General features: G+C 70.7%; 20 protein-coding genes and 1 pseudogene. 14 read left to right on the forward strand and 7 right to left on the reverse strand.

What is annotated here, in order from left to right; all coding sequences use genetic code 11:
* A pseudogene (locus tag I0C86_RS05325) lies at window positions 1-1,094 on the forward strand (hypothetical protein); the annotation flags it as partial.
* Between the two features lie 27 nt (window positions 1,095-1,121).
* Here the strand turns inward: I0C86_RS05325 and I0C86_RS05330 are convergent.
* On the reverse strand, window positions 1,122-1,553 hold the full coding sequence (locus I0C86_RS05330; RefSeq protein WP_196200072.1) for an uL11 family ribosomal protein: 432 nt from the start codon (window positions 1,551-1,553) through the stop codon (window positions 1,122-1,124).
* A gap of 69 nt (window positions 1,554-1,622) precedes the next feature.
* The gene (locus tag I0C86_RS05335) at window positions 1,623-4,280 is read right to left on the reverse strand and encodes an ATP-binding protein (RefSeq protein WP_196200073.1); all 2,658 of its coding nucleotides are present in this window, start codon (window positions 4,278-4,280) and stop codon (window positions 1,623-1,625) included.
* Window positions 4,281-4,560: 280 nt separating this feature from the next.
* On the opposite strand from I0C86_RS05335, the gene I0C86_RS05340 reads away from it, so the two are divergent.
* Window positions 4,561-6,282 (forward strand): S8 family peptidase, encoded by a 1,722-nt coding sequence (locus I0C86_RS05340; RefSeq protein WP_196200074.1) that lies wholly within the window; start codon window positions 4,561-4,563, stop codon window positions 6,280-6,282.
* Between the two features lie 309 nt (window positions 6,283-6,591).
* Window positions 6,592-8,016 (forward strand): adenylosuccinate lyase, encoded by a 1,425-nt coding sequence (gene purB, locus I0C86_RS05345; protein ID WP_196200075.1) that lies wholly within the window; start codon window positions 6,592-6,594, stop codon window positions 8,014-8,016.
* A 64-nt stretch (window positions 8,017-8,080) separates the two neighbouring features.
* On the opposite strand, the gene I0C86_RS05350 is transcribed toward purB, so the two are convergent.
* Window positions 8,081-8,539 carry a YbjQ family protein gene (locus tag I0C86_RS05350; RefSeq protein ID WP_407676267.1) on the reverse strand — a complete coding sequence of 153 codons (459 nt, stop codon included), beginning with the start codon at window positions 8,537-8,539 and terminating at the stop codon, window positions 8,081-8,083.
* Between the two features lie 216 nt (window positions 8,540-8,755).
* Complete coding sequence (locus I0C86_RS05355) at window positions 8,756-9,436, reverse strand: S1 family peptidase (RefSeq protein WP_196200077.1); 681 nt, start codon at window positions 9,434-9,436, stop codon at window positions 8,756-8,758.
* Window positions 9,437-9,793: 357 nt separating this feature from the next.
* On the opposite strand from I0C86_RS05355, the gene purS reads away from it, so the two are divergent.
* The 4 genes from purS (at window position 9,794) to I0C86_RS05375 (ending at window position 14,451) form a co-directional block, all read left to right on the forward strand.
* The gene (gene purS, locus I0C86_RS05360) at window positions 9,794-10,057 is read left to right on the forward strand and encodes a phosphoribosylformylglycinamidine synthase subunit PurS (protein WP_196200078.1); all 264 of its coding nucleotides are present in this window, start codon (window positions 9,794-9,796) and stop codon (window positions 10,055-10,057) included.
* Window positions 10,054-10,737 (forward strand): phosphoribosylformylglycinamidine synthase subunit PurQ, encoded by a 684-nt coding sequence (purQ, locus tag I0C86_RS05365; protein WP_196200079.1) that lies wholly within the window; start codon window positions 10,054-10,056, stop codon window positions 10,735-10,737. The genes purS and purQ overlap by 4 nt, the downstream gene beginning before the upstream one ends.
* Complete coding sequence (gene purL / locus I0C86_RS05370) at window positions 10,734-13,613, forward strand: phosphoribosylformylglycinamidine synthase subunit PurL (protein WP_230393598.1); 2,880 nt, start codon at window positions 10,734-10,736, stop codon at window positions 13,611-13,613. Before purQ ends, purL begins: the two co-directional genes overlap by 4 nt.
* A 73-nt stretch (window positions 13,614-13,686) precedes the next feature.
* Window positions 13,687-14,451 carry a 2-phosphosulfolactate phosphatase gene (locus tag I0C86_RS05375; RefSeq protein ID WP_196200080.1) on the forward strand — a complete coding sequence of 255 codons (765 nt, stop codon included), beginning with the start codon at window positions 13,687-13,689 and terminating at the stop codon, window positions 14,449-14,451.
* An 82-nt stretch (window positions 14,452-14,533) separates the two neighbouring features.
* Here the strand turns inward: I0C86_RS05375 and I0C86_RS44885 are convergent, their stop codons facing one another.
* Window positions 14,534-16,381, reverse strand: coding sequence for a carboxypeptidase regulatory-like domain-containing protein (locus I0C86_RS44885; RefSeq protein WP_196200081.1), 1,848 nt, complete (start codon window positions 16,379-16,381; stop codon window positions 14,534-14,536).
* Window positions 16,382-16,652: 271 nt separating this feature from the next.
* Between I0C86_RS44885 and I0C86_RS05385 the strand changes: the two genes are divergently transcribed.
* From I0C86_RS05385 to amcA, 5 genes are all read left to right on the forward strand, one after another.
* Window positions 16,653-17,015, forward strand: a complete 363-nt coding sequence (locus tag I0C86_RS05385; RefSeq protein ID WP_407676268.1) for a sterol carrier family protein — start codon at window positions 16,653-16,655, stop codon at window positions 17,013-17,015.
* A 139-nt stretch (window positions 17,016-17,154) separates the two neighbouring features.
* On the forward strand, window positions 17,155-18,732 hold the full coding sequence (gene purF / locus I0C86_RS05390; protein ID WP_323373476.1) for an amidophosphoribosyltransferase: 1,578 nt from the start codon (window positions 17,155-17,157) through the stop codon (window positions 18,730-18,732).
* A 144-nt stretch (window positions 18,733-18,876) separates the two neighbouring features.
* Window positions 18,877-20,022, forward strand: coding sequence for a phosphoribosylformylglycinamidine cyclo-ligase (purM, locus tag I0C86_RS05395; protein ID WP_196200082.1), 1,146 nt, complete (start codon window positions 18,877-18,879; stop codon window positions 20,020-20,022).
* 207 nt (window positions 20,023-20,229) lie between these two features.
* Window positions 20,230-21,336 (forward strand): cyclophane-forming radical SAM peptide maturase AmcB, encoded by a 1,107-nt coding sequence (amcB, locus tag I0C86_RS05400; protein WP_323373480.1) that lies wholly within the window; start codon window positions 20,230-20,232, stop codon window positions 21,334-21,336.
* The gene (amcA, locus tag I0C86_RS05405; protein ID WP_196200084.1) at window positions 21,305-21,544 is read left to right on the forward strand and encodes a multiple cyclophane-containing RiPP AmcA; all 240 of its coding nucleotides are present in this window, start codon (window positions 21,305-21,307) and stop codon (window positions 21,542-21,544) included. The genes amcB and amcA overlap by 32 nt, the downstream gene beginning before the upstream one ends.
* Before the next feature lie 240 nt (window positions 21,545-21,784).
* Here amcA and I0C86_RS05410 read toward each other — a convergent pair whose 3' ends face one another.
* A complete protein-coding gene (locus I0C86_RS05410) occupies window positions 21,785-22,000 on the reverse strand; it encodes a DUF3073 domain-containing protein (protein WP_196200085.1) in 216 nt (71 codons plus the stop codon).
* 277 nt (window positions 22,001-22,277) lie between these two features.
* Window positions 22,278-23,360: a Glu/Leu/Phe/Val family dehydrogenase gene (locus I0C86_RS05415; RefSeq protein ID WP_196200086.1), complete on the reverse strand. Its 1,083-nt coding sequence runs from the start codon at window positions 23,358-23,360 to the stop codon at window positions 22,278-22,280.
* 194 nt (window positions 23,361-23,554) lie between these two features.
* On the opposite strand from I0C86_RS05415, the gene I0C86_RS05420 reads away from it, so the two are divergent.
* Window positions 23,555-24,394 carry a hypothetical protein gene (locus tag I0C86_RS05420; RefSeq protein WP_196200087.1) on the forward strand — a complete coding sequence of 280 codons (840 nt, stop codon included), beginning with the start codon at window positions 23,555-23,557 and terminating at the stop codon, window positions 24,392-24,394.
* A 265-nt stretch (window positions 24,395-24,659) separates the two neighbouring features.
* Window positions 24,660-24,869, forward strand: a complete 210-nt coding sequence (locus tag I0C86_RS05425) for a BldC family transcriptional regulator (RefSeq protein ID WP_007073996.1) — start codon at window positions 24,660-24,662, stop codon at window positions 24,867-24,869.
* Window positions 24,870-24,917: the final 48 nt, after the last annotated feature.

Here is a 24,917-nt window from a genome sequence, read left to right on the forward strand (position 1 = left end):
GTCCGGCGGTGCCGGCCGCCCACCCGGGTCGAGGGCTCTACCTCGGGTTGGTCATCGCCGCGCTGGTCGTCTTCCTCGGCATCATCGGCTGGGCGTCCTCGCCCTGGTTGCAGCACGCCGTCGGCGATCCCGGACTACCCCCCGAGATCAGCACCTCGGACGTACTCGTCAACACCTGGCTGCCGCCGTTCATCTCGGCGCTGGTCTCGGTCGGACTGGCAGCGGTTGCCGGCTTCGGCATCGGTGCGCTGCGCCCGCTCGGCCGGTGGAGCGAACTGCTTCTGGTCCCGTTCGCCCCGTGGCTCTTCGTCGGCGTCGGTCCGCTGATGGTCGCCAACTTCAAGCGGGCCTCCGAGGCTGAGCACCTCAACACGTTCATCGGCCTGATCCCGCCGATCTGGCTCTCCGTACCGGCGCTGTTCGTCTTCACGCTGCTGTTCCGGGGGCAGTGTCCGAAGTGGCGGGGCAGCGGCGACGTCGGTCGTACCCTGCTGATGCCGGCGCTGCCGATGGTGGCCGCCGCGTTCCTTCTGACCTGGCTGGTCAATGCCCAGCAGCCGCTCTGGTCGCGGCTGATCGCGTCGGACCCCGACAGGATGTCGGCGCCGATCCTGGCCGAGGTATTCATGGCCCAGCGAGGTGCCGTGGACGCCGACGTCCTGAGCCTGGTCCTGCCGCTGCCACTGCTGGTGCTGTTCCTGCTGGCGTTCGCCGCACTCCAGATCGGCTACCTGGACCGCCTGGCCATCCGGGTCGGCCGCTCGACGACCGAGTCGGCACCGAACACCGGGTTCGGCGTCGCGGTACCGCCGCAGCCGTACGGCCCGCCGGCCCAGGCGTACGGCCCACCACCCCAGGCGTACGGCCCGTCGGCCTATGGCGCTCCGCCGCATCAGTACGGTGCCCAACAGCCCTACGGTGCCCAACAGCCCTACAGTGCTCCGCAGCCCTACGGTGCTCCGCCGCCGCAGGTGCCGGGCGGTGCCGGGCCGGTGCCGCCGCAGTCCGGCCCGCACGGGGCCCCGTCGGCACCACCGGCCCCGCCACAGCCGCCACCGGCCGAGCCACCGCCGTCGGTCGGAAAGGCCGAGTAACGCTGGCTGACGTCACCATCGGTGTGATCACTCGTCGGCAATGAGCACACCCATCGAGCGGGCGGTGCCGGCGACCTGCCGCATCGCCGCCTCCACGTCATCGGTGTTGAGATCTGGCAGCTTGCGCTCGGCAACGTCACGGAGCTGCTGGCGGGACATCTTGGCCACCGCCTGGGTGCCGGGCCTTGCCGATCCGCCCGGCAGCCCGAGCACCTTGCGGATGAGGTACGCCGTCGGCGGCGTCTTGTAGCGCAGCGCGTACGAGCGGTCCTCGAAGACGGTCACCACGACCGGGACGACCTCTCCGCGCTGTGCCGCGGTGGCCGCGTCGTAGTCGAGCTTCAGCGCTCGGGTGTTGACACCGGTCGGGCCGAGCATCTTGCCGACGTCGACCATCGCGGCGTTGCCGGCGTCGAGTTCCAGGGTGATCTCGCGAGAAACCTTCTTCGGTGCAGCCATGCCGGCGACGCTATGGATTCCAGCAACTGGAAGGTCAAAGCGCCTGATCCCCGGGCCGACCCGGCCGGCTCAGCCGTCGTCGCCGGGAGCGGGAAGCGCGGCGAGCAGGGTACGGATGTTGTCGGCCTCCAGGGACTTCAGCTCGCTGTAGCCGGCGAGGGCGTGTTCGAAGTGCTGGCGGGCCCCGGCCGGATTCCCGAGGTCCCGGTGCGCGTAGCCGAGCCCGGCGTGGGCACGCGCCTGCGGTTCCCCGGCACCGATGTCGCCCGCGATGGCCAGCGCCTCGGTGTGGTGGGCGAGGGCGTCGACGTGCCGGCCGGTGCTGCACGCGGCCTCACCGAGACCGTTGAGTACCCAGGCCTGCACCTCCCGGTCGTCGATCTCGCGGCAGAGGCCCAGCGCCTCGGTGAAGTACTCGACGGCCCGGTCCGGCTGGCCGAGGCTGAGATGGACGCTGCCGAGGTTGTCCAGCGAGTTGGCCTGCCCCTGCCGGTGACCGAGCTGCCGGAACACGGTCAGTGCCTGCCGGAGATGCTCGGCCGCCGCCTCGTACCGGCTCAGCCGCTGCTCGGCGAGCCCGAGATTTGTCAACGCGGTCGCCTCGCCCAACCGGTTGCCGCTGCGGCCGAGCAGCGCGGCGGCACGCTCGAAATGTCCGACAGCGGGTTCGTAGCGGCCCCGCTGGGCGTCGACGGTGCCCAGGTTGCTCAGTGCGAGGCCCTGTTGGGCGTCGTCGCCGGTCGAGCGGGCGAGGTTCATGGCCCGGTCGAGATATCCGGCGGCCGGCTCGGGCCGACCCCTGAGCCGTTCCAGGTTGCCGAGGACGGTCAGGACCCGCGCCTGCTGGGTACGGTCGTCCGCCTGCTCCGTCACGGTCAGGGCCCGCTGGAGATGGTCGACGGCCCGCTCGTACTGGCACATGTGCAGGTGGGTGACGCCGATGCCGAGCAGGGCGTAGGCCCGGCCGGCCTCGTCGCCGGTCAGCTCGGCGGCCCGGTAAGCCTGGCTGTGGATGGTCAACGCGTCGGCGTAGTGGCCGCCGTCGAGGTAGCGGTACAGCAGGGCCGACAGGTCGATGGTGTGCGCGGGCCACCCGCCAGCACTGCCAGCACTGCCGGTACTGCTGGCACTTCCAACACCACCGGCTCCGCCGTGCGTGGCGAGGGCGGCCAGGTTGGGCAGTTCGGTGTCCAACCAGGCGCGTGCGACCTCGGGACCGGCCAGGGGACGGCCGGAAGTGGCCGGAGCGTCGACCCGGGGCCGCCAGCGGGTGTCGGTCAGGTCGAGGAGTTCCGTCGCGGCGCGGACCGTACCGAGGTAGGCGTCGAACAACCGTCCCAGGGCGGTGCGTCGCCCGGCATCGGTCTCGTGGGTGACGGCGAGGCGCGTCGCGTAGGCACGCAGCAGGTCGTGCATGCCGTACCGGCCGGTCGCGACGGGATGGACCAGGTGGGCCCGGGCCAGCACGTCCAGCTGACTGCGGGCCGACGCCGGGTCGGTGCCGGCGAGCGCGGCAGCCGCGTACTCGTCGAAATCCGCACCGGGGTGCAGGCCCAGCAGCCGGAAGGTGCGGGCGACCGGCGGCGGTAGGTGCTGCAACGACCAGGAGAAGACGGTGGTGACGGCGGCGCGCGGATCTCCGTCCGCGTCCATCAACTCCAGCCGTCGCTGCCGGTCGGCCAGCTCGGCGGTCAGCTCGGCCAGGGTGGCGGCCGGGTGTGCGGCGGCCCGTTCGGCGGCGACCCGCAGGGCCAGCGGCAGCCGCGCACACAGGTTCGCCAGCGTGGCGACCGCCTCCGGTTCGGTCTCGGCCCGTGACCCGACGAGCTGGGTCAGCAGCGCGACCGCGTCGGACAGCGGTAGCAGGTCGAGGTCGACCCGCCGGGCGCCGTCCCGGGCCACCAGACCCGCCAGCCTGTCCCGGCTGGTCACCACCACCGCGCAGGAGGGGGTGCCGGGCAGCAGCGGGCGGACCTGCTCCACCGTCGCCGCGTTGTCCAGCACGATCAACATCCGCTGGCCAGCCAACTGGGTACGGTAGCGGGCGGCCCGCTCGTCGATGTCGATCGGGATCTCCGCCCCGCTCACCCGCAACGAGGTCAGCAGCCGGGCCAGCGCGTCGGTGGGCGGCATCGGTTGCTCCGGGTCGTAGCCGCGCAGGTTCACGTACAACTGTCCGTCCGGGAAGCGGTCCGCCACCCGGTGGGCCCAGTGCACCGCGAGGGCGGTCTTGCCGACTCCGGCCGTACCGGAGACGGCCGAGATCACCACGGCGGTCGGTGCCGGGCCGGCGAGGATGGCGTCGAGGCGGGCAAGCTGCTCGCCGCGTCCCATGAAGGCGAAGACGTCCGCCGGCAACTGCCGTGGGACGGACCGCCGGCCTGCCTTGCCGGGCCGACGCGGGGTACGCCGTTGCTGTTCGGCGACCCGGTCCCGGACGGTGGCCAACACCCCCTGCTCCACCGGCGTGGCACCGAGCAGCCCGACCAGGACGTCGAACCGGTCGGTGGGCGGCAGGGTCCTGCCGGTCAGGTACTCCGCGACCGCCGCCGTCGACCAGCCGGTACGAGCGGCCAGCTCACGGTAGGTCAGTTCGCCGTCCCGGCGCTGCCGCGCGTGCCGGCGCCGAAGTGTCCGCAGTACCGTGGCCAGGTCGGACAGGGTTCGCACCTCGGACACGTCGAGTGGTGGATGGTCGAAGACGTGCCCATTCGAGCGGTGCGCCATCGTGGTGGGACCCCTCTGGTGTCCGGCCGACGGACGAAGCGTAGACGCCGGCACTGACTGATCAACAGTTGTCTGTCGATTTCTGCTGCTGTCCGGAATCCCGATCCCGTCGCCCGCTGATCCGCGACCATCGCCGGGTACAGCCCGGCGCTGCCGCTCGGATCTCGGGGAGGCGTGGCGGCGACGTGACGACGGCGTCCGTCAGCCCGCCACCCGGTCCCACTCCGGTGATCCGAACCGTGGCGGCCCGGCGCAGTGTTCTGCGGGAAGGAGACCGTCCATGTTCGACGATCACGTTGGCCGGCACGGCCCGGTCGGGAGCCGGCAACCGATACGCCGACGGCGCGGCATCACGGCCGCCGCCGCCCTCCTCGCGCTTCTGGCCGGGAGCCTCGTCGCGCCCGGAACGGCTGCCGGCGCCGAACCCACCCGCCGAGGCGGGCCCGCACCCCTGCTCGCCGCGAGCGGGCCAGCGGTGTCCGGGAGCTACATCGTCGTCCTTCACGGAAAGCCGGGGGCAGCCGCCACCGCACGCGGCGGCGCGGCCGTGTCCCGGGCGACGGCACTCGGCGGACGGGTGGAACACCGCTACCACAGCGCGCTCAACGGCTTCTCGGCGAAACTGACCACCGAGCAGGTCGCCGCGCTGCGCAACGACCCCGACGTGGCATACATCGCGCCCGACCAGAAGATCACTCTCGACACCACGCAGACCCCGGTCACCTGGGGCCTGGACCGGATCGACCAGCGTGACCGGCCGCTGAACAACACCTACGACTACAACCGGACCGGTGCGGGCGTCACGGTCTACGTCATCGACAGCGGAATCCGGGCCAGCCACGCCGAATTCGGTGGACGGGTGGCCGGCGGGTTCACCGCGATCAACGACGGCAACGGCACCAACGACTGCCACGGGCACGGCACGCACGTCGCCGGTACGGTCGGCTCCGCCGCGTACGGCGTGGCCAAGGGGGTACGGCTGGTTCCCGTCCGGGTGTTCGGCTGCTCGCCGAACACCAGCACGGCGGCGGTCGTCGCCGGGGTCGACTGGGTCACCGCCAACCGCACCGGACCGTCGGTGGCGAACATGAGCCTGGGCGGGCCGCCGCAGCCGGCGCTCGACGCCGCGGTCACGAACTCGATCAACGCCGGGGTGACGTACATCGTCGCGGCCGGCAACGACGCCGTCGACGCGTGCGGCCAGTCCCCGGCGTACCTGCCGAACGTCGTCACCGTCGCCGCCAGCGACTCCGGGGACGCCCGTACCTGGTTCTCCAACTTCGGCGACTGCGTCGCCCTGTTCGCCCCCGGCGGGGACATCCTCTCCACCGGGATCGCCTCGGACAACGCCGCCCTGGTGGCCAGCGGCACCTCGATGGCCAGCCCGCACGTGGCCGGCGCCGCGGCCATCTACCTGGAGGCCGATCCGACCGCCGACCCGGCCGAGGTCGCCGAGTGGCTCACCGGCACCGCGACCCCGAACGTGCTCTCCGACGTACGGGGATCGCCGAACCGTCTGCTCTACACCAGCAGTCCGGGTACGCACACGGCGATGACCTGGCGGGTGAAGGAACAACGCGCCGACAACGTCGTACTGGTCGGCTCCGACGAGCAGACCAACCCCTACCAGGGGGACACCCCGGCCACCGCCAGCCTGCCGATCCTCTGCCTGTTGGAGACCGGCGCCGCGATCCCGGCCGGGATCACCCCGGACCAGTACAACGGCTGGGCCGGTGGTTCGGTGCAGCTCACCCCGCCGGTGCCCGGCACCCGACTGACCAGCCTGGCCGAGGCGAACCGGATCTGCGCGACGACCCTCGGCGCCGGCTGGCGGATGGCGGAATTCCACGACGGGTACTACTACCGCACGCGTCCCTTCCCCCGACCCCTGCCGCCCCTGATCGCCCGCAGCGGATGGAACCTCTGGGCGAACGGCACGCTGCCCGGAAACACCCGGTTCTGGGCTCACATCAACGATCAGGCGGGGAACCCCTGGAACTGACCCGGGACCGGACGGGACTCCGGTAACGGCGTACGTCGCCTGGACGGCGCACGGCGGGCATCCGTCGTGCGTCGTCGTTGTCGCCGGGATGCGTCGCGGGAGGCGTTGCGCGTTGTCGCCGGGAGGCGTCGCGCGTTCTCGCCGGGAGGCGTCGCGCGTTCTCGCGGGAGGCGTCGCGCGTTCTCGCGGGGAGGCGTCGTGCGTTGTCGTGGGGACAGGCGTGCGTTGTCGCGTGGATGGTCGCGCAGTGGACCGGTGGCCCCGGTGCCCGGCAGGTGGGCTCGGGGCGGGATGGTCAAGAATAGTGGGGTGACCAGCATTCCCAACGTCCTCGCCAACCGCTACGCCTCGGCCGAACTCGCCGTGCTCTGGTCCCCGGAGGAGAAGATCCGGCTGGAACGGCGGCTGTGGCTGGCCGTACTCCGGGCCCAGCGTGATCTTGGCGTGTCGGTGCCGGACGGAGTGGTCGAGGCGTACGAGCAGGTGGTCGACCAGGTCGACCTCGCTTCGATCGCGGCCCGGGAGCGGATCACCCGGCACGACGTGAAGGCGCGGATCGAGGAGTTCGGCGCGCTGGCCGGCCACGAGCACGTGCACAAGGGGATGACCTCCCGGGACCTGACCGAGAACGTCGAGCAGTTGCAGGTCCGCGCCTCGCTGGAGCTGATCCGGGACCGGGTGGTCGCCACCCTGGCCCGGTTGGCCCGGCTCGCGGTGGAGCACGCCGACCTGGTGATGACCGGACGGTCGCACAACGTCGCCGCCCAGGCGACCACGCTCGGCAAGCGGTTCGCCTCGACCGCCGAGGAACTGCTGATCGGGTACGAGCGGCTGACCGACCTGATCGAGCGCTATCCGCTGCGCGGCATCAAGGGGCCGGTCGGTACCGCCGCCGACCAGCTCGACCTGCTCGACGGCGACGCCGAGCGGCTGGCCGAGCTGGAGCGCCGGGTCGCCGAGCACCTCGGCTTCCAGCGGGTGCTGAACAGCGTCGGCCAGGTCTATCCGCGTTCCCTGGACTTCGACGTACTCTCGGCGCTCGCCCAGACGGCGGCGGCGCCGTCCTCGCTGGCCACCACGATCCGGCTGATGGTCGGCCAGGAACTGGCCACCGAGGGGTTCAAGCCGGGCCAGGTCGGCTCCAGCGCGATGCCGCACAAGATGAACACCCGGTCGAGCGAGCGGGTGAACGGGTTCGCGGTGATCATCCGGGGTTACCTGTCGATGGTCGGCGAGCTGGCCGGTGACCAGTGGAACGAGGGTGACGTCTCCTGTTCGGTGGTCCGCCGGGTCGCGCTGCCGGACGCGTTCTTCGCCGCCGACGGGCTGTTCCAGACCTTCCTCACCGTGCTGGACGAGTTCGGCGCGTACCCGGCGGTGATCGCCCGGGAACTGGACCGCTACCTGCCGTTCCTGGCCACCACCAAGATCCTGGTCGCGGCGGTACGGCGCGGGGTCGGCCGGGAGACCGCACACGAGGTGATCAAGGAACACGCCGTGGCCGTGGCGCTGGGCATGCGGGAGAAGGGCGCCCCCGACAACGACCTTTTCGACCGGCTGGCCGCCGACGGCCGGCTCGGGCTGACCCGGGCCGAGATCGACGAGCTGGTCGCCGACCGGGCCGGCTTCACCGGGGCGGCGTCGGCGCAGGTCCGGGCCGTCGCCGAGCGGGTGGCCGAGGTGGTCGCCGTACATCCCGAGGCCGCTGCGTACGACCCGGCGCCGATCCTCTGACAGGGGTGTTAAGAAGGGGCCCTTCTTCTACAGAAAGCGATAAGAAGGGGCCCTTCCTTACATGTCAGTTGCGGGGGGTGGGGGTGCCGGCGGCGCTGCCGAGGTCCGGTGCGCTGGGCGCCTCCGCGATCGCCCCGGAGTCGAGAGGTTCCGCCAGGTGCGCGGTCTCGGCGGCGACCCTCGGCTGGTCGGTGGGCGGATTCTCCATGGGCTGTCGGACGACCACCACGGCCGTACCGTAGGCGCAGAGTTCCATCCACATCTCGCCGACCTCGCGGTGGTCGAACCGCATCCCGATCACGGCGTTGGCGCCGAGCCGGGTGGCCTCCTCGCCCAACTTCTGCACGGCGTCGGTACGCCAGCGGGTCAGGTTCTCGGGCGCCTTGGGGTCATAGGCACCACCACGGAGGTTCTTGACGCCTTCCCGGTACGGATTCCGGGTTCGGGCCTGGGAAGATACGACCTCGCCGAGTACTGCGCGGATCTCGTACCCCGGTAGGTGATCCGTCGTCACGACCAGCACACGTTGATGCTGGCAGAGACGGGGCCGACCAATTTGCGAGGCCTGTTCACATCGCCTCATTCTGCAAAACGGCGCGGCCACCGTGAAACGCCGTCTGCGACCCGAAGGAGGCGCCGACCTCCTGAACGGGCACGGCGGCCGTGAAACGGCGCGGCGCGGACGCCCCAACCCATCTGGAACGTCCGCGCCGAACCCCTGAGGAGGGTTCAGTAGGGCCTAGACCCCGGCCACCGAGGTGATCCAGGAGCGGTTGTACGCGACGCTGCCGTAGTTCTGGATGTTCGCGCCGTCTGCCGTCGAAGCCACGCCCACCTGGGCGCCGTTGTAGAACTCCGGACCGCCGGAGTCACCCCGCCAGGCATTGCCGTTGATCCGGGTGCTGCGGATCGCCCGACCTCCGTACGCGTCGGTGACGTTGGTGCTGGTCACCCGCACATCGGCGGTCTTGAGCTGGGTCGACGCCGAGCAGCCGCTGTAGCAGGTCATGCCCCAGCCGTAGATCGAGTTGGTGGAGTTGACCGGCGGGTAGGCGCTGGACAGCGGAACGTACGAGGTGTTGATCGAGGTCGACAGTTGGAGCAGCGCCAGGTCGTACCGGCTCGCGGTGGCCGTCACGCTGCTGGTGACACCGCCCGAGGTCCGGTTGACGCTGCCGACCCGCACCGACATCGTGCCGCTGACGCAGTGCCGGGCCGTGAGGACCCAGCGCGCCGCGATGATGGTGCCGGAGCAGGTGAACGAGCCGTTGCTGAACACCGCCGCGGCCCACGGGGCCGACGAGACGGTTCCGCCGCCGATGATGAACGGCGTGACCGGGCCGGCCGAGGCCACGGCGGGCGCGACGAGCACGCCGACGAGGGTGGTGGCGAGCATCACCAGGGTTCGCCGAAGACGCATGGACGGGGCTCCTTCCGGGGGTTCACCCGGGGTCACCGGGTCGGGCGAGCCGCCGCAGGCGGGGGGATGTCCGCCGTACGGATCTGGACAGTCAACGTTCGGCGTGGAGAACCGGACGTTTGACGCAACACGCTAAGCCGTTCGTCACCTATTCACAAGGGTGAACCTCCTCGGCCGGTTTCGGACCCCTGCCGGCGGGTGACCGGGTCCGTGGAAGGGCCCGCTGACCGTCGGCTGTCCACAGGGTTGCCTCCAGGGCTGGCCCGTGCGTCAACTCGCTGGTCCGCCGGGTACGCTGGCTCCGCTCGCCCCTTTCGTGGGCCGGCACCCAACTGCGTACACAGTCAGGAGTGCCCAGTGCCTCGCGTCGTCGTCGACGTCATGCTCAAGCCGGAGATTCTCGATCCTCAGGGCCAGGCCGTCGCGAATGCGCTGCCGAGGCTCGGAGTCACGGACGTGTCCTCCGTGCGGATCGGGCGGCGGATCGAGATCGAGTTCGCCGGCCAGCCGGACCTGGACCGAGCTCGGGAAATCGCCGACAAACTGCTGGCCAACCCCGTGATCGAGGACTTTTCGATCACGGTGGTGGATGCCGCGGATGTCCAGGAGAGCCATCCATGACCGCCCGGATCGGCGTGGTGACGTTCCCCGGCTCGCTGGACGACCGCGACGCGGCCCGGGCGGTACGGATCGCCGGTGCCGAAGCGGTGCCGCTCTGGCACGACGACGCGGACCTGCACGGTGTCGACGCCGTCGTGCTGCCCGGGGGCTTCTCCTACGGCGACTACCTTCGCTGCGGCGCCATCGCCCGGTTCGCGCCGGTGATGGAGACGATCGCCGCCGGAGCCCGGGACGGCCTGCCCGTACTCGGCATCTGCAACGGGTTCCAGATCCTCTGCGAGGCGCACCTGCTGCCCGGCGCGCTGACCCGCAACCAGCACCTGCACTTCCGCAACCGCGACCAGTGGCTGCGGGTGGAGTCGGCCGGTACCGCCTGGACCAACGCCTTCCAGGCGGGCCAGGAGGTGCTCGTTCCGGTCAAGAACGGTGAGGGCTGCTACGTCGCCGACGAGCGCACGCTCGACGAACTGGAGGCGACCGGCCGGGTCGTGGCGCGTTACCTGCACGGCAACCCGAACGGGTCGCTGCGCGACATCGCTGGCATCACCAACGAGGCCGGCAACGTGGTCGGCCTGATGCCGCATCCGGAGCACGCCGTGGAGGCGCTGACCGGTCCGTCCCTCGACGGGCTCGGCTTCTTCACGTCGATCCTCAAGCACCTGGCGGGAGCGCCGGCATGATCGAACGGAGTGAGGTCATGGGCCAGCCCGAGCCCACCCTCGCCGACCAGCCCTCGGCGACCGGCCCGGCCGTCGACCCGGCGGGCCTGGCGGCGCGGCCGGCGTCACCCGTACCCGGTCAGCCCGGGCCGGGACAGAACACGTCGGACACGGCCCGCGCGGGATCGGCGAGCGACGCGGCGGAACTGCCGGTGAACGGCTACCCCAACGGCGTGGACACCGTCCCGCACGCGACGGCGACCGCCGGCGACCTCCAGCCGTACGCCGAGCTGGGCCTCCGGGACGACGAGTACGACCGGATCCGTCAGATCCTCGGCCGCCGTCCGACCCAGTCCGAACTGGCGATGTACTCGATCATGTGGAGCGAGCACTGCTCCTACAAGTCGAGCAAGGTCCATCTGCGACAGTTCAGCGAGAAGGCACCGCCGAGCGACCGGATGCTTGCCGGGATCGGCGAGAACGCCGGCGTGATCCAGATCTCCGACCGGCTCGCCGTGACCTTCAAGGTGGAGTCGCACAACCACCCGAGCTTCGTCGAGCCGCACCAGGGCGCGGCGACCGGCGTCGGCGGGATCGTCCGGGACATCCTCGCGATGGGCGCCCGCCCGGTCGCGGTGATGGACCCGCTGCGCTTCGGCGCCGCCGACCACCCCGACACCGCCCGGGTGCTTCCCGGCGTGGTCGCCGGAATCGGCACCTACGGCAACTCGCTCGGCCTGCCCAACATCGGCGGCGAGGTCGTGTTCGACCCCTGCTACCAGGGCAATCCGCTGGTCAACGCGCTCTGTCTCGGCGTACTGCCGGTGGACCGGCTGCAGAACAAGGCCGCCGCCGGACCCGGCAACATCGTCGTACTGATGGGTGCCAAGACCGGCCGGGACGGCATCGGCGGAGTCTCCGTACTCGCCAGCGCCACGTTCGACGAGGGCAGCGAGCAGCGCCGCCCGTCGGTGCAGGTCGGCGACCCGTTCATGGAGAAGTTGCTGATCGAGGCGTGCCTGGAGCTGTACGACGCCGGGCTCGTCGTCGGCATCCAGGACCTCGGTGGCGCCGGGCTCACCTGCGCGCTGACCGAGACCGCCGCCGCGGCCGGCACCGGGATGCGGGTCTGGCTGGAGCGGGTGGTGCTGCGCGAGGCGTCGATGCAGCCGCACGAGATCCTGGCCAGCGAGTCCCAGGAGCGGATGCTGCTGATCGTCGCGCCGGAGAAGCTCGAGGCGGTACTGAAGATCGCCGAGAAGTGGGGCGTACCGGCCAGCGCGATCGGCGAGGTGACCGGGGCGGCCCAGCCCGCCGCCGACGGTCAGGCCGGCGCCGAGCCGGGTCGACTGCTGGTCACCTGGCAGGGACACACCGTGGTCGACGTACCGCCGGGGTCGCTTGTGGACGACGGCCCGGTCTACGCCCGACCGATGCGGGAGCCCGCCGACCTCATCCTGTTGCAGGCCGACCGGGCCGAGACGCTGCCCCGACCGTCGACTCCGGAGGCACTCCGCGAGACGCTGCTGCGGATGATCGGCTCGCCGAACCTCTGCGACAAGAGCTGGATCACCGAGCAGTACGACCGCTACGTGCTCGGCAACACCGTGCTCGCCCAGCCCGAGGACGCCGGGATCATCCGGATCGACGAGCAGTCCGGCCTGGGCGTCGCGATCTCGGTCGACGGCAACGGCCGGTACGCGCGACTCGACCCGTACAACGGGGCCAAGCTCGCGCTCGCCGAGGCGTACCGGAACGTGGCCGTGACCGGCGCCAAGCCGGTGGCGGTGACGGACTGCCTGAACTTCGGCTCGCCGGAGGACCCGGGCGTGATGTGGCAGTTCGCCGAGGCCGTACGCGGGCTCGCCGACGGCTGCGCCGAACTGGGCATCCCGGTGACCGGCGGCAACGTCAGCTTCTACAACCAGACGGGTGCGGCGGCGATCCACCCCACTCCGGTCGTCGGCGTGCTGGGCGTGCTCGACGACGTCGCGCAGCGGGTGCCGATGGGCTTTGCCCGGACCACCGGCGCCGACCACGATCTGATCTTCGTGCTCGGTGAGACCCGGATGGAGCTGTCCGGATCCGAGTGGGCGTGGGTCACCCACGAGCACCTCGGCGGCGTGCCGCCTAGGGTCGACCTCGCGGGCGAGCGCACCCTTGCCGAACTGGTCGCCGAGGCGGCCCGGGTGGGACACCTCCGGTCCGCACACGACCTGTCGGACGGCGGCCTGGCCCAGGCGCTGGTCGAGTCGACCCTGCGACACGGGGTCGGCGCCCGGATCGCCGTGCCGGAGGGCTTCACCGCCGGCTCGATGCCGTTCGTCTTCCTGTTCAGCGAGTCTGCGGGTCGGGCGATGGTGGCCGTTCCCCGTGGGCACGAGAAGGCGTTCACCGCCCTCTGTGCCGAGCGTGGTGTGCCGTGGACCCTGATCGGTGTCACCGACACCAACGGCGGCGAGCTTGAGGTGCGGGACCACTTCACGGTCGGCCTGGAGGAACTGCGGGCGGCGTTCACGTCGACCCTGCCGAGCCTCTTCGGTGACAACGCCGCTCCGATCGGCAGCACCGTGACCGAGGCCGTCCCGGCCGCTGCCGGCGGAACCGACGCCGGTACGACGGCGACCCCTGTCGACTCCGCTCCGGTCGACTCCGCTCCGGCCACGGCCACGACTCCGGTCGACTCCGCTCCGGCCACGGCCACGGCCACGACTCCGGTCGACTCCGCTCCGGCCACGACTCCGACTCCGGTCGACTCCGCTCCGGTCGACGCCGACGCGACCGGGATCCCGGCGGAGGCCGCTACCGCTCCGACCGCGACTCCGGCCGACGCCGGGTCGTCCGGCCCGGCGCCGACCGGAACGGGACCGGACGCCGGGAGCCGGCCGGCGGGCTGAGCCGGCCGCCGGACGGGCGGTCGAGCGGTGGGCGGTCGACACGGACGACGGGGGCCGTATCGTGACGGGACGGATGGAGCCGACGACCGAATCGGTCTACGCGCAACCCGGTAGCGGCGTCCGGTTGGACTGGGGTCTGGCCGGTGCGACCGAGTTGAGCCGGGTCTGCGCGGTGCTGGTGGTGATCGACGTGCTCTCCTTCACCACCTCGGTGGAGGTGGCGGTCGCCCGCGGGATGCGGGTGCATCCGTTCCCCTGGGGTGCCCAGGCCGGCGAGTACGCGACCCGGGTCGGTGCGGTGGCGGCGGTCGGCCGACGTGCGGTCTCTCCGGAACATCCCTGGTCGCTGTCGCCGGCCGCACTGTCCGCCGCGCCGGTGGTGCCGGACCTGGTACTTCCGTCCCCGAACGGCTCCGCCATCAGCGCCGCCGCGAGCGCGACCGGGCTGCCGGTGGTGGCGGCCTGTCTGCGTAACGCGGGCGCCGTCGGGCGCTGGCTCCTTGACCAGGGGTACGGCTCGACCGAGGCGCCGATCGGTGTGATCGCCGCCGGTGAACGCTGGCCGGACGACACCCTTCGACCCGGTGTCGAGGACCAGCTCGGCGCGGCGGCGGTGCTGGACGTACTGTCCACGGTCTCCGGTGGCCTCTCCGTGGAGGCGGCACTGACGCTGGCGATGCTGAACAGCGTCCACGACATACCGGCCGCGGTCCGGGGCTGCGTGTCGGGACGGGAACTGACTACCAGGGGTTTCGGGCAGGACGTCGAGGTCGCGGTCCAGGTCGGCGTCTCCGACGTCGTACCGGTGCTCGGCAACGGGATCTTCTCCGCAGCCTGACGGCGCGCGTGGGGCCGATGCGAAGGAGCCCGGCTCGCCATCGCGAACCGGGCCCCCTCAGTGCATTCCTGCGTCGGCTCCCTCAGTCGTCCAGCCAGTCGAGCGATCGGCGTTCCGACCGGCCCGGCTGCTGCGGGGCGCCGGACCGACTGTGCCCGCCACCGGCCCGGGGCGAATCGTCGTAGTATCCGCCAGCGCCCTGCTGCTGCTGGTCGTAGTCGCGCTCGTCGTAGCCGCCTGCCGCGTCGTAGCCAGCGCGCTGCGGGTCGTAGCCGCCGCCGGTCGCCGGCTGTTCGTACCCGCCGCGATCGGCCTCGTACCCGGGCTGGCCGTAGGCGTCGGCACGGGTCTCGTAGGCTTCGTTGGCGGCGCCGTACCCGTCGTCGGCCCGGTCGTAGCCGGCACCGGTCCTCGGCTCGTCGTAGCCGCGTCCCCCGCCGTACGCCCCGCCGTCGTAGCCGCTCTCCTGGCCGTACGGCTGTTCGGGCTCGTAACCGCCGGCTGCGGCGCCGGCGGACGGCCGGTAGGCACCGGTCTCGTACGGGTCGGCGGCCGGACCGTAGTCCTCGTCACCCCGTCCGGTGTACCGCCCCGTCGGCTCGTCGAACTGCTCGCCGTAGCCGTCCGCGGGGTCCCGGTAGCCGGGTGCCGCGCCGGAGACGGGAGCGCCGTAACCGGGTGCCGCGCCGGAGACGGGAGCGCCGTAACCGGCACCCGAGCCGGGCGCGTTGCCGTAGCCAGCACCCGAACCCGGTGCGTTGCCGTAGCCGGCACCTGAGCCAGGTGCGTTGCCGTAACCGCCCGCACCCGAACCGGGTCGGTCGTCGTAGCCGTTCGCGCCCCAGCCCTGCTGCCCGCCGCCGTAACCCGGCGTCTGCGGCCCCGGCAGCGGTGCGCCGTAGGGGTCCGGGAACTCCTCGACCAGCGGACTGCTGTGCATCATCGTCGGCGCGTCCGCCAGCGACTGCCGGTTCACCATGGTCGGGTCGGCTCCGCCCCGGGTCGCTACGCGAGTCGCGTCGTCACCGCCCCGGTAGCCGCCGCCACGGCCGGTCGGCCCACCGCCGCGCGGTGCATCCACCCCGTCATCGTCCTCGTCGTCGTTGCCTTCCTTGCGCCGCATCACCAGCAGCACGATGGCACCGACGCCGAGCGCGACCAGCAGGCCGCCGGCGAGGATCAGGAGCCAGGGGCCCGAACCGGAGTCCTCGTTGGCCGCGTTGTCGGCGGCCGGCGCACCACTCTCGGTGGGCGCCTCGGTTTCGCCGTCTTCGAGAGGAGCTTCCTCGACGGCGTCCTCGGTGGATTCCGGAGTGGCACTCGGCGACGCGCTGATGGCGAGTTCGATGCCCTGGTTGTTCAGCCGCTGGCCGGCGCTGGCGTTCACCCGCCGGGTGTCCGTTATGCCGCCCTTAGTGGCCTTGATCTCAAGCTGTCCGGGTGCGATCGGCGAACTTGCCGACCCGGTGAACTTGTAGCTGCCGCTGCTGCTCGTGTTGGTGGTGCGGTCTCGCCCCTGCCCGTCCTTGAGCCGGACGCTGGCGTTGGAAACCGGATCACCGGTGGTCTCGTTGGTGACCCGCCCCGACACCTCGGCCACGGTCTGCACCTCCGGCGGCGGCGGCGCGCCGGTCAGGGTGACCTTGACTGTCGCGCTGGTCGAGGGGCCATTGCCGATAACCACGTTCTGGGTGGCCTGCACGGTGATGGTCGCCGTCTGGTTGCCGGTCAGCGCCGCGGACGTGCGCTTGAAGACGGCGGTGAAGGTGCCAGGTTCGGCGCTCTGGACGGCGCAGCCGTCTTCGCAGCTCAGGCGAGAGTTGTTTGATTCCGCCTTGACGTCGGCGCTCTCCCCGCCGCCTTGGAAGTTCAGCGAAAACCGCACGGTGGTGGTGCCGTTGGGGCCGACCGCGATTGGAGACGCGGTCACGTTTCGAAGCACTGGGTCTGCGAGGGCTGGTGTGGCGGGGAGAGCGAATAGTGCGCTGGTTGCCAGCGCCACTACCACACCGGCCCGGGAGATCCAGGCTCGTCGGTGTGCTGTCACGTCCACCGCCTTCCGGTTCACCACCGCCGACCCGTTTGCCGACAGAGGATCAACCCATACGAGTACACCGTCGGCAACTATGCCTTGTCTGACCGGATGAGCGCGACCCAGGGGCGCCGGGAAATGCGATAAAGCTGGGTCGTATCGTCCCGACGTGTCCTCTCCGCACAATAAGTCCTCACCGATCGTGGTCGTCCTGGCAGAGCTCGACGCTGGGCGTACGCCCGATCGAGCGACCTTGCGGGACGCGGTCCGTACCCTTCTGGGCGATCTGGCCGGGCGGGCGCCCGGCCGGGCGGTGGAGGTTCGCGTTCCACCCTATGGCGCGGTCCAGTGCTGCGCCGGGCCGCGACACACCCGTGGTACGCCGCCCAACGTGGTCGAGATGGCTCCGGTCACCTGGATCCGGCTCGCGACCGGGCGAATGCCGTGGTCGGAGGCGGTGGAGCAGGGCCTCGTCCAGACGAGTGGCAATCGTTCGGATATCTCCGCTTATCTGCCGATTTCTCCGTATTAATCAATCACCATCTGTCACTTACAGAGGTCAAAACGTGGCTCTCTGTATCGGCCTCGGTTCGCGTACACTCTGACTCGACGGAACTCCGTATCACCCGGGCGACAGGCGAGTCCGAGCAGATCAGCAAAGGGAGCGGCAGGTGCCCCGAGGCGACGGCCGGTTGAGCCATGACCTCGACCCCCAACGACCCGGTCCACAGGACGCGTGCGGCGTGTTCGGGGTCTGGGCCCCGGGCGAAGAGGTGGCGAAGCTCACCTACTTCGGTCTCTACGCGCTCCAGCACCGTGGCCAGGAGGCTGCCGGCATCGCCGTCAGTGACGGTTCGGGCGTGGTCGTGTACAAGGATCTCGGCCTGGTGGCCCAGGTCTTCGACGAGCCGACGCTGGCGAGCCTGCGCGGTCACCTGGCGATCGGGCACACGCGGTACTCCACGACCGGCGGATCGACCTGGGAGAACGCCCAGCCGACCATCCGGGCAACCTCGGCGGGCACCACGATCGCCCTGGCGCACAACGGCAACCTGGTGAACACCGCCGAACTCGCCCGCGACGCGGTCGAGCGCGGGATGGACTCCGACGGCTCGACCTCGGACACCGCCCTGGTGACCACCCTGCTGGCCAGCCGGCCCGACCTGTCGGTCGAGGCGGCGGCGCTCGAGGTGCTACCCACCCTGCGCGGCGCGTTCAGCTTCGTCTTCATGGACGAGACCACCCTCTACGCGGCCCGGGACGCCCACGGCGTCCGACCGCTGGTGCTCGGCCGGCTGGAGCGCGGCTGGGTGGTGGCCAGTGAGACCGCCGCCCTGGACATCGTCGGGGCGAGCGTGGTCCGGGAGGTCGAGCCCGGTGAGCTGATCGCCATCGACGAGCACGGGCTCCGTTCGGCCCGGTTCGCCGCGCCGGAGCCGAAGGGCTGTCTCTTCGAGTACGTCTACATAGCCCGGCCGGACACCACGATCGCGGGCCGCAACGTCTACGCGGCCCGGGTCGGCATCGGCCGGAAACTCGCCCGCGAACACCCGGTCGAGGCCGACCTGGTGATCCCGGTCCCGGAATCCGGCACCCCCGCCGCGATCGGCTACGCGGAGGAGTCCGGTATCACCTACGGTGCCGGCCTGATGAAGAACCCGTACGTCGGGCGCACCTTCATCCAGCCGTCGCAGACCCTCCGCCAGCTCGGTATCCGACTCAAACTCAACCCGCTCCGGGAGAACGTCCGGGGCAAGCGGGTGGTCGTGGTCGACGACTCCATCGTGCGGGGCAACACGCAGCGGGCGATCGTCCGGATGCTGCGTGAGGCCGGCGCCCTGGAGGTGCACGTACGCATCTCCTCCCCGCCGGTCAACTGGCCCTGCTTCTACGGCATCGACTTCGCCACCCGGGCCGAACTGCTCGCCAACGGACTGGACAACGAGGGCATCCGGCGCTCGATCGGGGCCGACAGCCTCGGGTACGTCTCCCTGGCGGGCCTCATCGCCGCCACCGAGCAGCCGAAGACCCGACTCTGCCGGGCCTGTTTCGACGGCGAGTACCCGATCGACCTGCCTGCCGGGAACCTGATCGGCAAGCACGTACTCGAAGGAGTTGACCGTCGGGTTGCCGCCGTCGGGCCGGGGGAGGTGGATCGTGACCGGGTGGCCGCGTCCGCGTCCCGTGGTTCGGGCGGTCAACCGTTCGTGAGCAGTTCGAGCGGCGGTGAGGTGCCGTCGCACGCGTAGGCACCAGGCCGGGCGCGGCTTACGAGTTTCGGCCGGCGACCAGGACCGGCCTGGCTGGGAAAATCCGGCCAGGCAGTACGACAGTCGAGTGATCCTCGACCGCTACCGACGCGGCCAGCCGCGAGAACCACTAAGGGGAGAACCGTGACGCACGTGACCGAGCGCAGTGGTGCTGGAAGCGGCCCGGGTGGGACCCATCAGCCCTGGACGGCGGGTATGGGCCGGTCCGGCCGCAAACGCACCGTCTCGTACGCGGATGCCGGCGTCTCGATCCACGCCGGTGACCGCGCGGTCGAACTGCTCCGCCCCAAGGTCAAGAGCACCCGGCGTCCCGAGGTGATGGGCGACATCGGCGGGTTCGCCGGCCTGTTCCGGCTCGACGTGCAGAAGTACAAGAACCCGATCCTGGCCTCGTCGACCGACGGGGTGGGTACGAAGCTGGTCATCGCGCAGCAGATGGACATCCACGACACGGTCGGGATCGACCTGGTCGCGATGGTGGTCGACGACCTGGTCGCCTGTGGCGCGGAGCCGCTGTTCCTGCTCGACTACATCGCCTGTGGCGAGGTCGTTCCGGACAAGGTGGCCGAGATCGGCGCCGGTATCGCCGACGGCTGCCGGTACGCCGGCTGTGCGTTGCTCGGCGGCGAGACGGCCGAGCACCCGGGCGTGCTGCGTCCGGACGAGTACGACGTCTCGGCGACCGGTGTCGGTGTGGTGGAGGAGAGCGAGATCCTCCGGCCGGAGCGGGTCGAGATCGGCGACGTGGTGATCGCGATGGGCTCGTCGGGCCTGCACTCGAACGGTTACTCCCTGGTCCGGCACGTGCTGCTCGGGGCGGGCCGGATGCGGCTGGACACCGTGATCGAGGACTTCGGCCGGCAGCGGACGCTCGGTGAGGAGCTGCTGACTCCGACCAAGATCTACGCGCAGGACTGCCTGAAGTTGATCGCCGAGGCCGACGTACGGGCCCTGGCGCACATCACCGGCGGGGGTATTCCCGGCAACCTGGTACGGGTGCTGCCCGAAAACGTCGACGCGGTGGTCAACCGGGCGAGCTGGAAGCCGGCGCCGATCTTCGATCTGGTGCAGTCGAAGGGCCGGATCGAGGATTCGGACATGGAGTCCACCTTCAACATGGGTGTCGGGATGTTCGCGATCGTGTCCGCCGAGGACGCCGATCGGGCCCTGGCCTGTCTGACCGGGCGCGGCGTCGAGGCGTGGCACGCTGGTGAGATCATCGAGGGCACCGGCGAGGTGCACATGATCGGGCAGCACACCCGGGGCTGAATCGGCGAGCGAGCAAGGGTCGGCCGGGAAGCGATTCCGGGCCGACCACAACAAGAATGCCAAAACCCGCATCCGTGATCTATGCCCGTGATTGACGGCATACCTGGTCAGGACTTCGCCAGAGTGGCCACCGCCACCTAGCCTGAGGGGCACCTCAGACGCGGGGAGGAGGGGCCGATGGCTGTCCGGCGACAGGAGTTTTCCGGAATGCGGGGGATCGCTTCGGTCCCCAGCTACGTGGTCATGCAGCCGACGACGCTGTGCAACCTCGACTGCGCGTACTGCTATCTCCCGCTCCGGTCGGCGGACCGCCGGATGCCGGTGCCGGTGGCGGCCGCCGTGGCTGGGCCCGTGAACGACTGGGCCCGGCAGGGGCGGTTCTCGGTGGTCTGGCACGGCGGTGAGCCGCTGGCGGCCGGACGGGAGCACCTGGCGGCCCTGCTGGCGCCGTTCGACGACCGCGTCGAGCACCACGTGCAGACCAACGCGACCCTGATCGACGACGCCTGGTGCGAGTTCTTCGCCGAGCACCGGATCCGGGTCAGCGTCAGCGTCGACGGGCCCCGCGAACGGAACGGGGAGCGGGTGACCAGGGGCGGTCGGCCGTCGTACGACCGGATCATGGCCGGGGTCGAGGCGCTGCGCCGGAACGACGTGACCTTCTCCGCCCTGTGCGTGGTGAGCCGACCGGAGCCGGGGCTCGCCACCGAGCTCTACGACTACTTTCTCGATCTCGGGTGCGACGTGCTGGGTATCAACATCGAGGAGACGGAGGGGGTCAACACCCGGCTCAACGCCCATCCCGCCGGGGTGGTCAGCGGTTTCTGGGCGGAACTCGTCGCCGCCTGGCGTCGGGATCCCCGGATCCACCTGCGCGAGGTCGAGTGGTCGCTGCGGTACACCGCGGCCGTGCTGGACGGCGCCGAGGACGACGTACTGCCGCGCCATCTCGATCCGATCCCGACCATCGGGTACGACGGCTCGGTGGTCCTGCTCTCTCCGGAGCTGGCCGGCTTCTCCGATCCGGAATACGGTGACTTCACCAGCGGAAACGTCCTGAAGACCCCGCTGGCGGACATCCTCGCCACGGCAGCCGTGGACACGCCGTGGGTGGCCGAGTTCCTGGCCGGGGTGGAGTCCTGCCGTTCCCGGTGTCCGTACTTCGGGTTCTGCGGGGGTGGGCACGCCGCCAACCGCTACTTCGAGCACGGGCGGTTCGACGGTACGGAGACCGACCACTGCCGCAACAGCAAGATCCGTCTACTAGAGGGAGTGTTGGACCATGCCCGAGATCACGAGCCAACGCCCGCCTGAGCGCGTCGAGGCGGGTCCGGACGACCTGGTGGCCGCACGGATCCAGGGTGCTCGGGCTGGCCTCACCACGCTGCTCCAGGAGGCGGCGGAGGCGCGGCGCCTCCGGGCGGAGGTGGCCACCACAGGAGACGGCACGAGTGCCGTGTGTGCGTGGAACCACTTCGAGAACATCCCGACCTTCTACAACTGGAACAACCGCCCCCGCTGAGGTCGGCGTCCCCGGACGTACCCGGTCAGGTTCGGCGTCCCCGGACGTACCCGATCAGGTCCGGCGTCCCCGGGCTTCCCCGACCGGATCGGCGGTAAAGGACCTGCCACCGGCATCGGAGTCGGAGCTCCGAGGCGTGGCAGGTCCTTACCGGTACGTGCGATCGGCGGTACGGCCGCCGCATTCACTCGGACACGCGTGAGCACGCGGCGTTACCGCGTGCTCAGATGTGACCAGAGGTCAGCGGGTCGGTACCCAGTTACCCGGGTCGTCGTCCGCGTCGTGATCCTCGTCATCGTCGTCGACGAACTCTTTGTAGTCGTCGTCAACGACGTGATCCGACTTCCGGCCGCCGCCGAGTTCTCGCTGCAAGGCGGCGAGGTCGGTGTTCGGGGAGTGGTACTTCAACTCCCGGGCCACCTTTGTCTGCTTGGCCTTAGCACGGCCGCGCCCCATGGCTCGACCCCCTCGCACAGAATTCGGGGCAGCCCGAAGGCGGGCCCCGATGACGTCAGGCATCTCTCGTGGCTCTTACGGTACATGGGGATGCCCAGGTTCGGCACCTCGGGTTACCACCGTCCGTGCCCGCGCGTCGCGCGGGCATCGGCCAGAGGTCCCATACTACTCAGTAAGGAGCGCTTACCCGGCCTGGCCGTGACGCCGATCGGGACGAGTGGTTAAGAAGGGCCCCTTCCTCTACAAAAAGCGATAAGAGGGGGCCCTTCCTTACACGTCAGCGGAGGTGGATGCTGCGGAGCCGGCCTACCTCGGCCATCCGGCGCTCGGCCAGGCGGTCGGCGGCGACGGCCGGTGGGACGCCCTCGGCGTCGGCCAGCCGGAGGATCTGCCGCGTGGTGTCGTAGATCCGGGTCGCCCGCAGCTTGGCCCGCTCGAAGTTGAAGCCCTCGATCTCGTCGGCGACCTGGATCACACCGCCCGCGTTCACCACGTAGTCGGGTGCGTAGAGGATGCCCCGGTCGGCGAGCACCTTCTCGATGCCGGGATGGGCGAGCTGGTTGTTTGCCGCGCCGACGACGACCGAGGCGCGCAGCGCGGGCACCGTGGTGTCGTCCAGGGCGCCGCCGAGGGCGCAGGGGGCGTACACGTCGATGTCGGAGCTGACCAGGGCGGTGGCGTCGGAGACCAGGTCGACCTGCGGGTGGGTCTGCCGGACCCAGGCCAGGGCGGCCTCGCTGACGTCGGTCGCCACCACCGAGGCGCCGTCGTCCACCAGGTGGCCGACCAGGTGCTTGCCGACCTTGCCCAGCCCGGCGACGCCGACCCGGCGGCCGGCGAGGGTCGGAGAGCACCAGGCGTGTTCGGCGGCGGCCCGCATGCCCTGGAACACACCCCAGGCGGTCAGCACGGACGAGTCCCCGGCGCCGCCGTGCTCGACGCTGCGACCGGTCACGTAGCGGGTCTCCCGGGCGATCACGTCCATGTCGGCGACGTAGGTGCCGACGTCACAGGCGGTGTAGTAGCGGCCGTTCAGCGACTCGACGAAGCGGCCGTACGCCCGCAGCAGGGGCTCGGTCTTGATCTGCTCCGGGTCGCCCCAGATGACCGCCTTGCCGCCGCCGAGGTCGAGACCGGCCAGCGCGTTCTTGTACGCCATCCCGCGCGACAGGTCGAGCACGTCGTGCAGCGCCTCCGCCTCGGTGGCGTACGGGTAGAACCGGGTGCCGCCGAGGCCGGGGCCGAGCGCGGTCGAGTAGATCGCGATGATCGCCTTGAGCCCGGTCTGCTTGTCCTGGCAGAACACGACCTGCTCGTGGCCGTCGGATTCCGGGCCTTCGGTACTGGCGAATACGTCCATGGTCGCTCCCGATGAAGGTGGACATCCTCGTGGGATGTGGAGGGAGGGGGCCTCCCGCTGTGCCGGCGGGGGATGTTGCCGACCTGCTGCGAGCCTAATCGCGCTCGCAACCCGGGTGGATCGGGCCCGGTGCGCGGAAGTCCGATTGCAGATGCGCGGGGCGACGGAGTCGCGTTTCGTGGGAGGATCGCGCCGTGCCGTCGCTCTTCGCTTCCTACCTGCGCGTGTACGAGCCGTTGACCGCCTTCGACCGTGATCGGCAGATCTTCTGGCGCCGGTACGTCAAGGAGGGCAGGGCAGTGGCCCCGTTGGAGGGGCCGGTACGGCAGCGAACGGCGGTGATCGAGGCGCTGGGCGCCGGTTGGACCAGGCTGCCGGACCTGCCCGAGGAGGCGTACGTCCTGGAGGCCGACGACACGTTGCTGGTCTGCCCCTGGAACCTGCGGGTCCGGGTCGCGGAGGCGGCGCTGAGCGCCCGGGACGGCGTACCTCCGGTGCTGGCCGACGCGTTCGTGCCGCCGGTCCTCGCCGGACAGGCGAAGGCCGTGGTGGAGGACTGGCGCAGCGGTGCCCGGGTGTTGGAGCACGGGGTGCCCCGGCTGCACGAGCAGATCGCCACCTGGGGGGTGCCGCTGCGCTGGTTCGTCTTCGTCGATCCGGAGGAACGTGACCTGACCACCCGGCCGGACCGGCGGGTGCTCCGCTACCGCACCGAGATCTCCAAGGCCCGGCGGCGGGCGTCCCGGGGCCTGTCGGTGCTGCGCAAGTCGGTGGGGGACGCGCCGATCACCGAGGCCGTCGAGGAGGGGGCCCGGTGGTTGGAGGAGTTCCATCCGCGCTCGGTGGTGGAACTCGACTACGGCGGCCTGGTCCACCTGCTCTCGGACGAGGCGCTGACCGCGGACGACTCTCCGGAACTGGTCGCCGCGGGGCTCGCCGGGCTGTCCCGGGGCGACACGGAGGCCGCGACCGAGGCGTACGAGAAGCTCGTCGCGCGCTGGCGGGCGGTCCAGTTACTGGAGCGTTGCAATTAGCGAACAATGGGGCGCAAAGCCCATTGGGAGCGTGAACAGGTGAGTGCCGCTCGTAATATCAGCGTCACGAGGGGCAATCGGCCGTCCGGTTAAGTCTTTTTCTGGCATAAAAAAGGGCCATATATCGGTCATTGTTCATCCGTCCATCCAAGGACCTTCGGCCGTTCGGCCCATGTCGGACATCGGGGACTAGCCGGACCATGGGAGACGCGTCGGCCGGCGGGACCCCGGCCGATGTCTATAGGCACCTGTGGAGGAGTGACCGATGGCATCGCGTACGCATGAACCTGAGCCGCTACTCACGCCGGCAGAGGTCGCGTCGATGTTCCGTGTCGACCCGAAGACCGTGACCCGGTGGGCGAAGGCGGGGAAGCTCAGCGCTATTCGGACGTTGGGCGGACACCGCCGTTACCGCGAGTCGGAGGTTCGCGCCCTGCTGCAGGGGCAGATACCCCAGCAGCGCCAGGGCGACTGAGACGCGACTCGCAACTCGCACGTCGACTCAGGGGTGGGTTTCGTACGA

This window comes from Plantactinospora alkalitolerans, from assembly GCF_015690345.1.
GTDB classification, from domain to species: Bacteria; Actinomycetota; Actinomycetes; order Mycobacteriales; family Micromonosporaceae; genus Plantactinospora; species Plantactinospora alkalitolerans.

Coding starts and splice junctions, on each gene's coding strand:
- I0C86_RS05330 (WP_196200072.1), bottom strand. CDS start 1,553: ATGGCTGCACCGAAGAAGGTTTCTCGCGAGATCACCCTGGAACTCGAC.
- I0C86_RS05335 (WP_196200073.1), bottom strand. CDS start 4,280: ATGGCGCACCGCTCGAATGGGCACGTCTTCGACCATCCACCACTCGAC.
- I0C86_RS05340 (WP_196200074.1), top strand. CDS start 4,561: ATGTTCGACGATCACGTTGGCCGGCACGGCCCGGTCGGGAGCCGGCAA.
- I0C86_RS05355 (WP_196200077.1), bottom strand. CDS start 9,436: ATGCGTCTTCGGCGAACCCTGGTGATGCTCGCCACCACCCTCGTCGGC.
- purQ (WP_196200079.1), top strand. CDS start 10,054: ATGACCGCCCGGATCGGCGTGGTGACGTTCCCCGGCTCGCTGGACGAC.
- purL (WP_230393598.1), top strand. CDS start 10,734: ATGATCGAACGGAGTGAGGTCATGGGCCAGCCCGAGCCCACCCTCGCC.
- I0C86_RS05375 (WP_196200080.1), top strand. CDS start 13,687: ATGGAGCCGACGACCGAATCGGTCTACGCGCAACCCGGTAGCGGCGTC.
- amcB (WP_323373480.1), top strand. CDS start 20,230: ATGCGGGGGATCGCTTCGGTCCCCAGCTACGTGGTCATGCAGCCGACG.
- amcA (WP_196200084.1), top strand. CDS start 21,305: ATGCCCGAGATCACGAGCCAACGCCCGCCTGAGCGCGTCGAGGCGGGT.
- I0C86_RS05410 (WP_196200085.1), bottom strand. CDS start 22,000: ATGGGGCGCGGCCGTGCTAAGGCCAAGCAGACAAAGGTGGCCCGGGAG.
- I0C86_RS05415 (WP_196200086.1), bottom strand. CDS start 23,360: ATGGACGTATTCGCCAGTACCGAAGGCCCGGAATCCGACGGCCACGAG.
- I0C86_RS05425 (WP_007073996.1), top strand. CDS start 24,660: ATGGCATCGCGTACGCATGAACCTGAGCCGCTACTCACGCCGGCAGAG.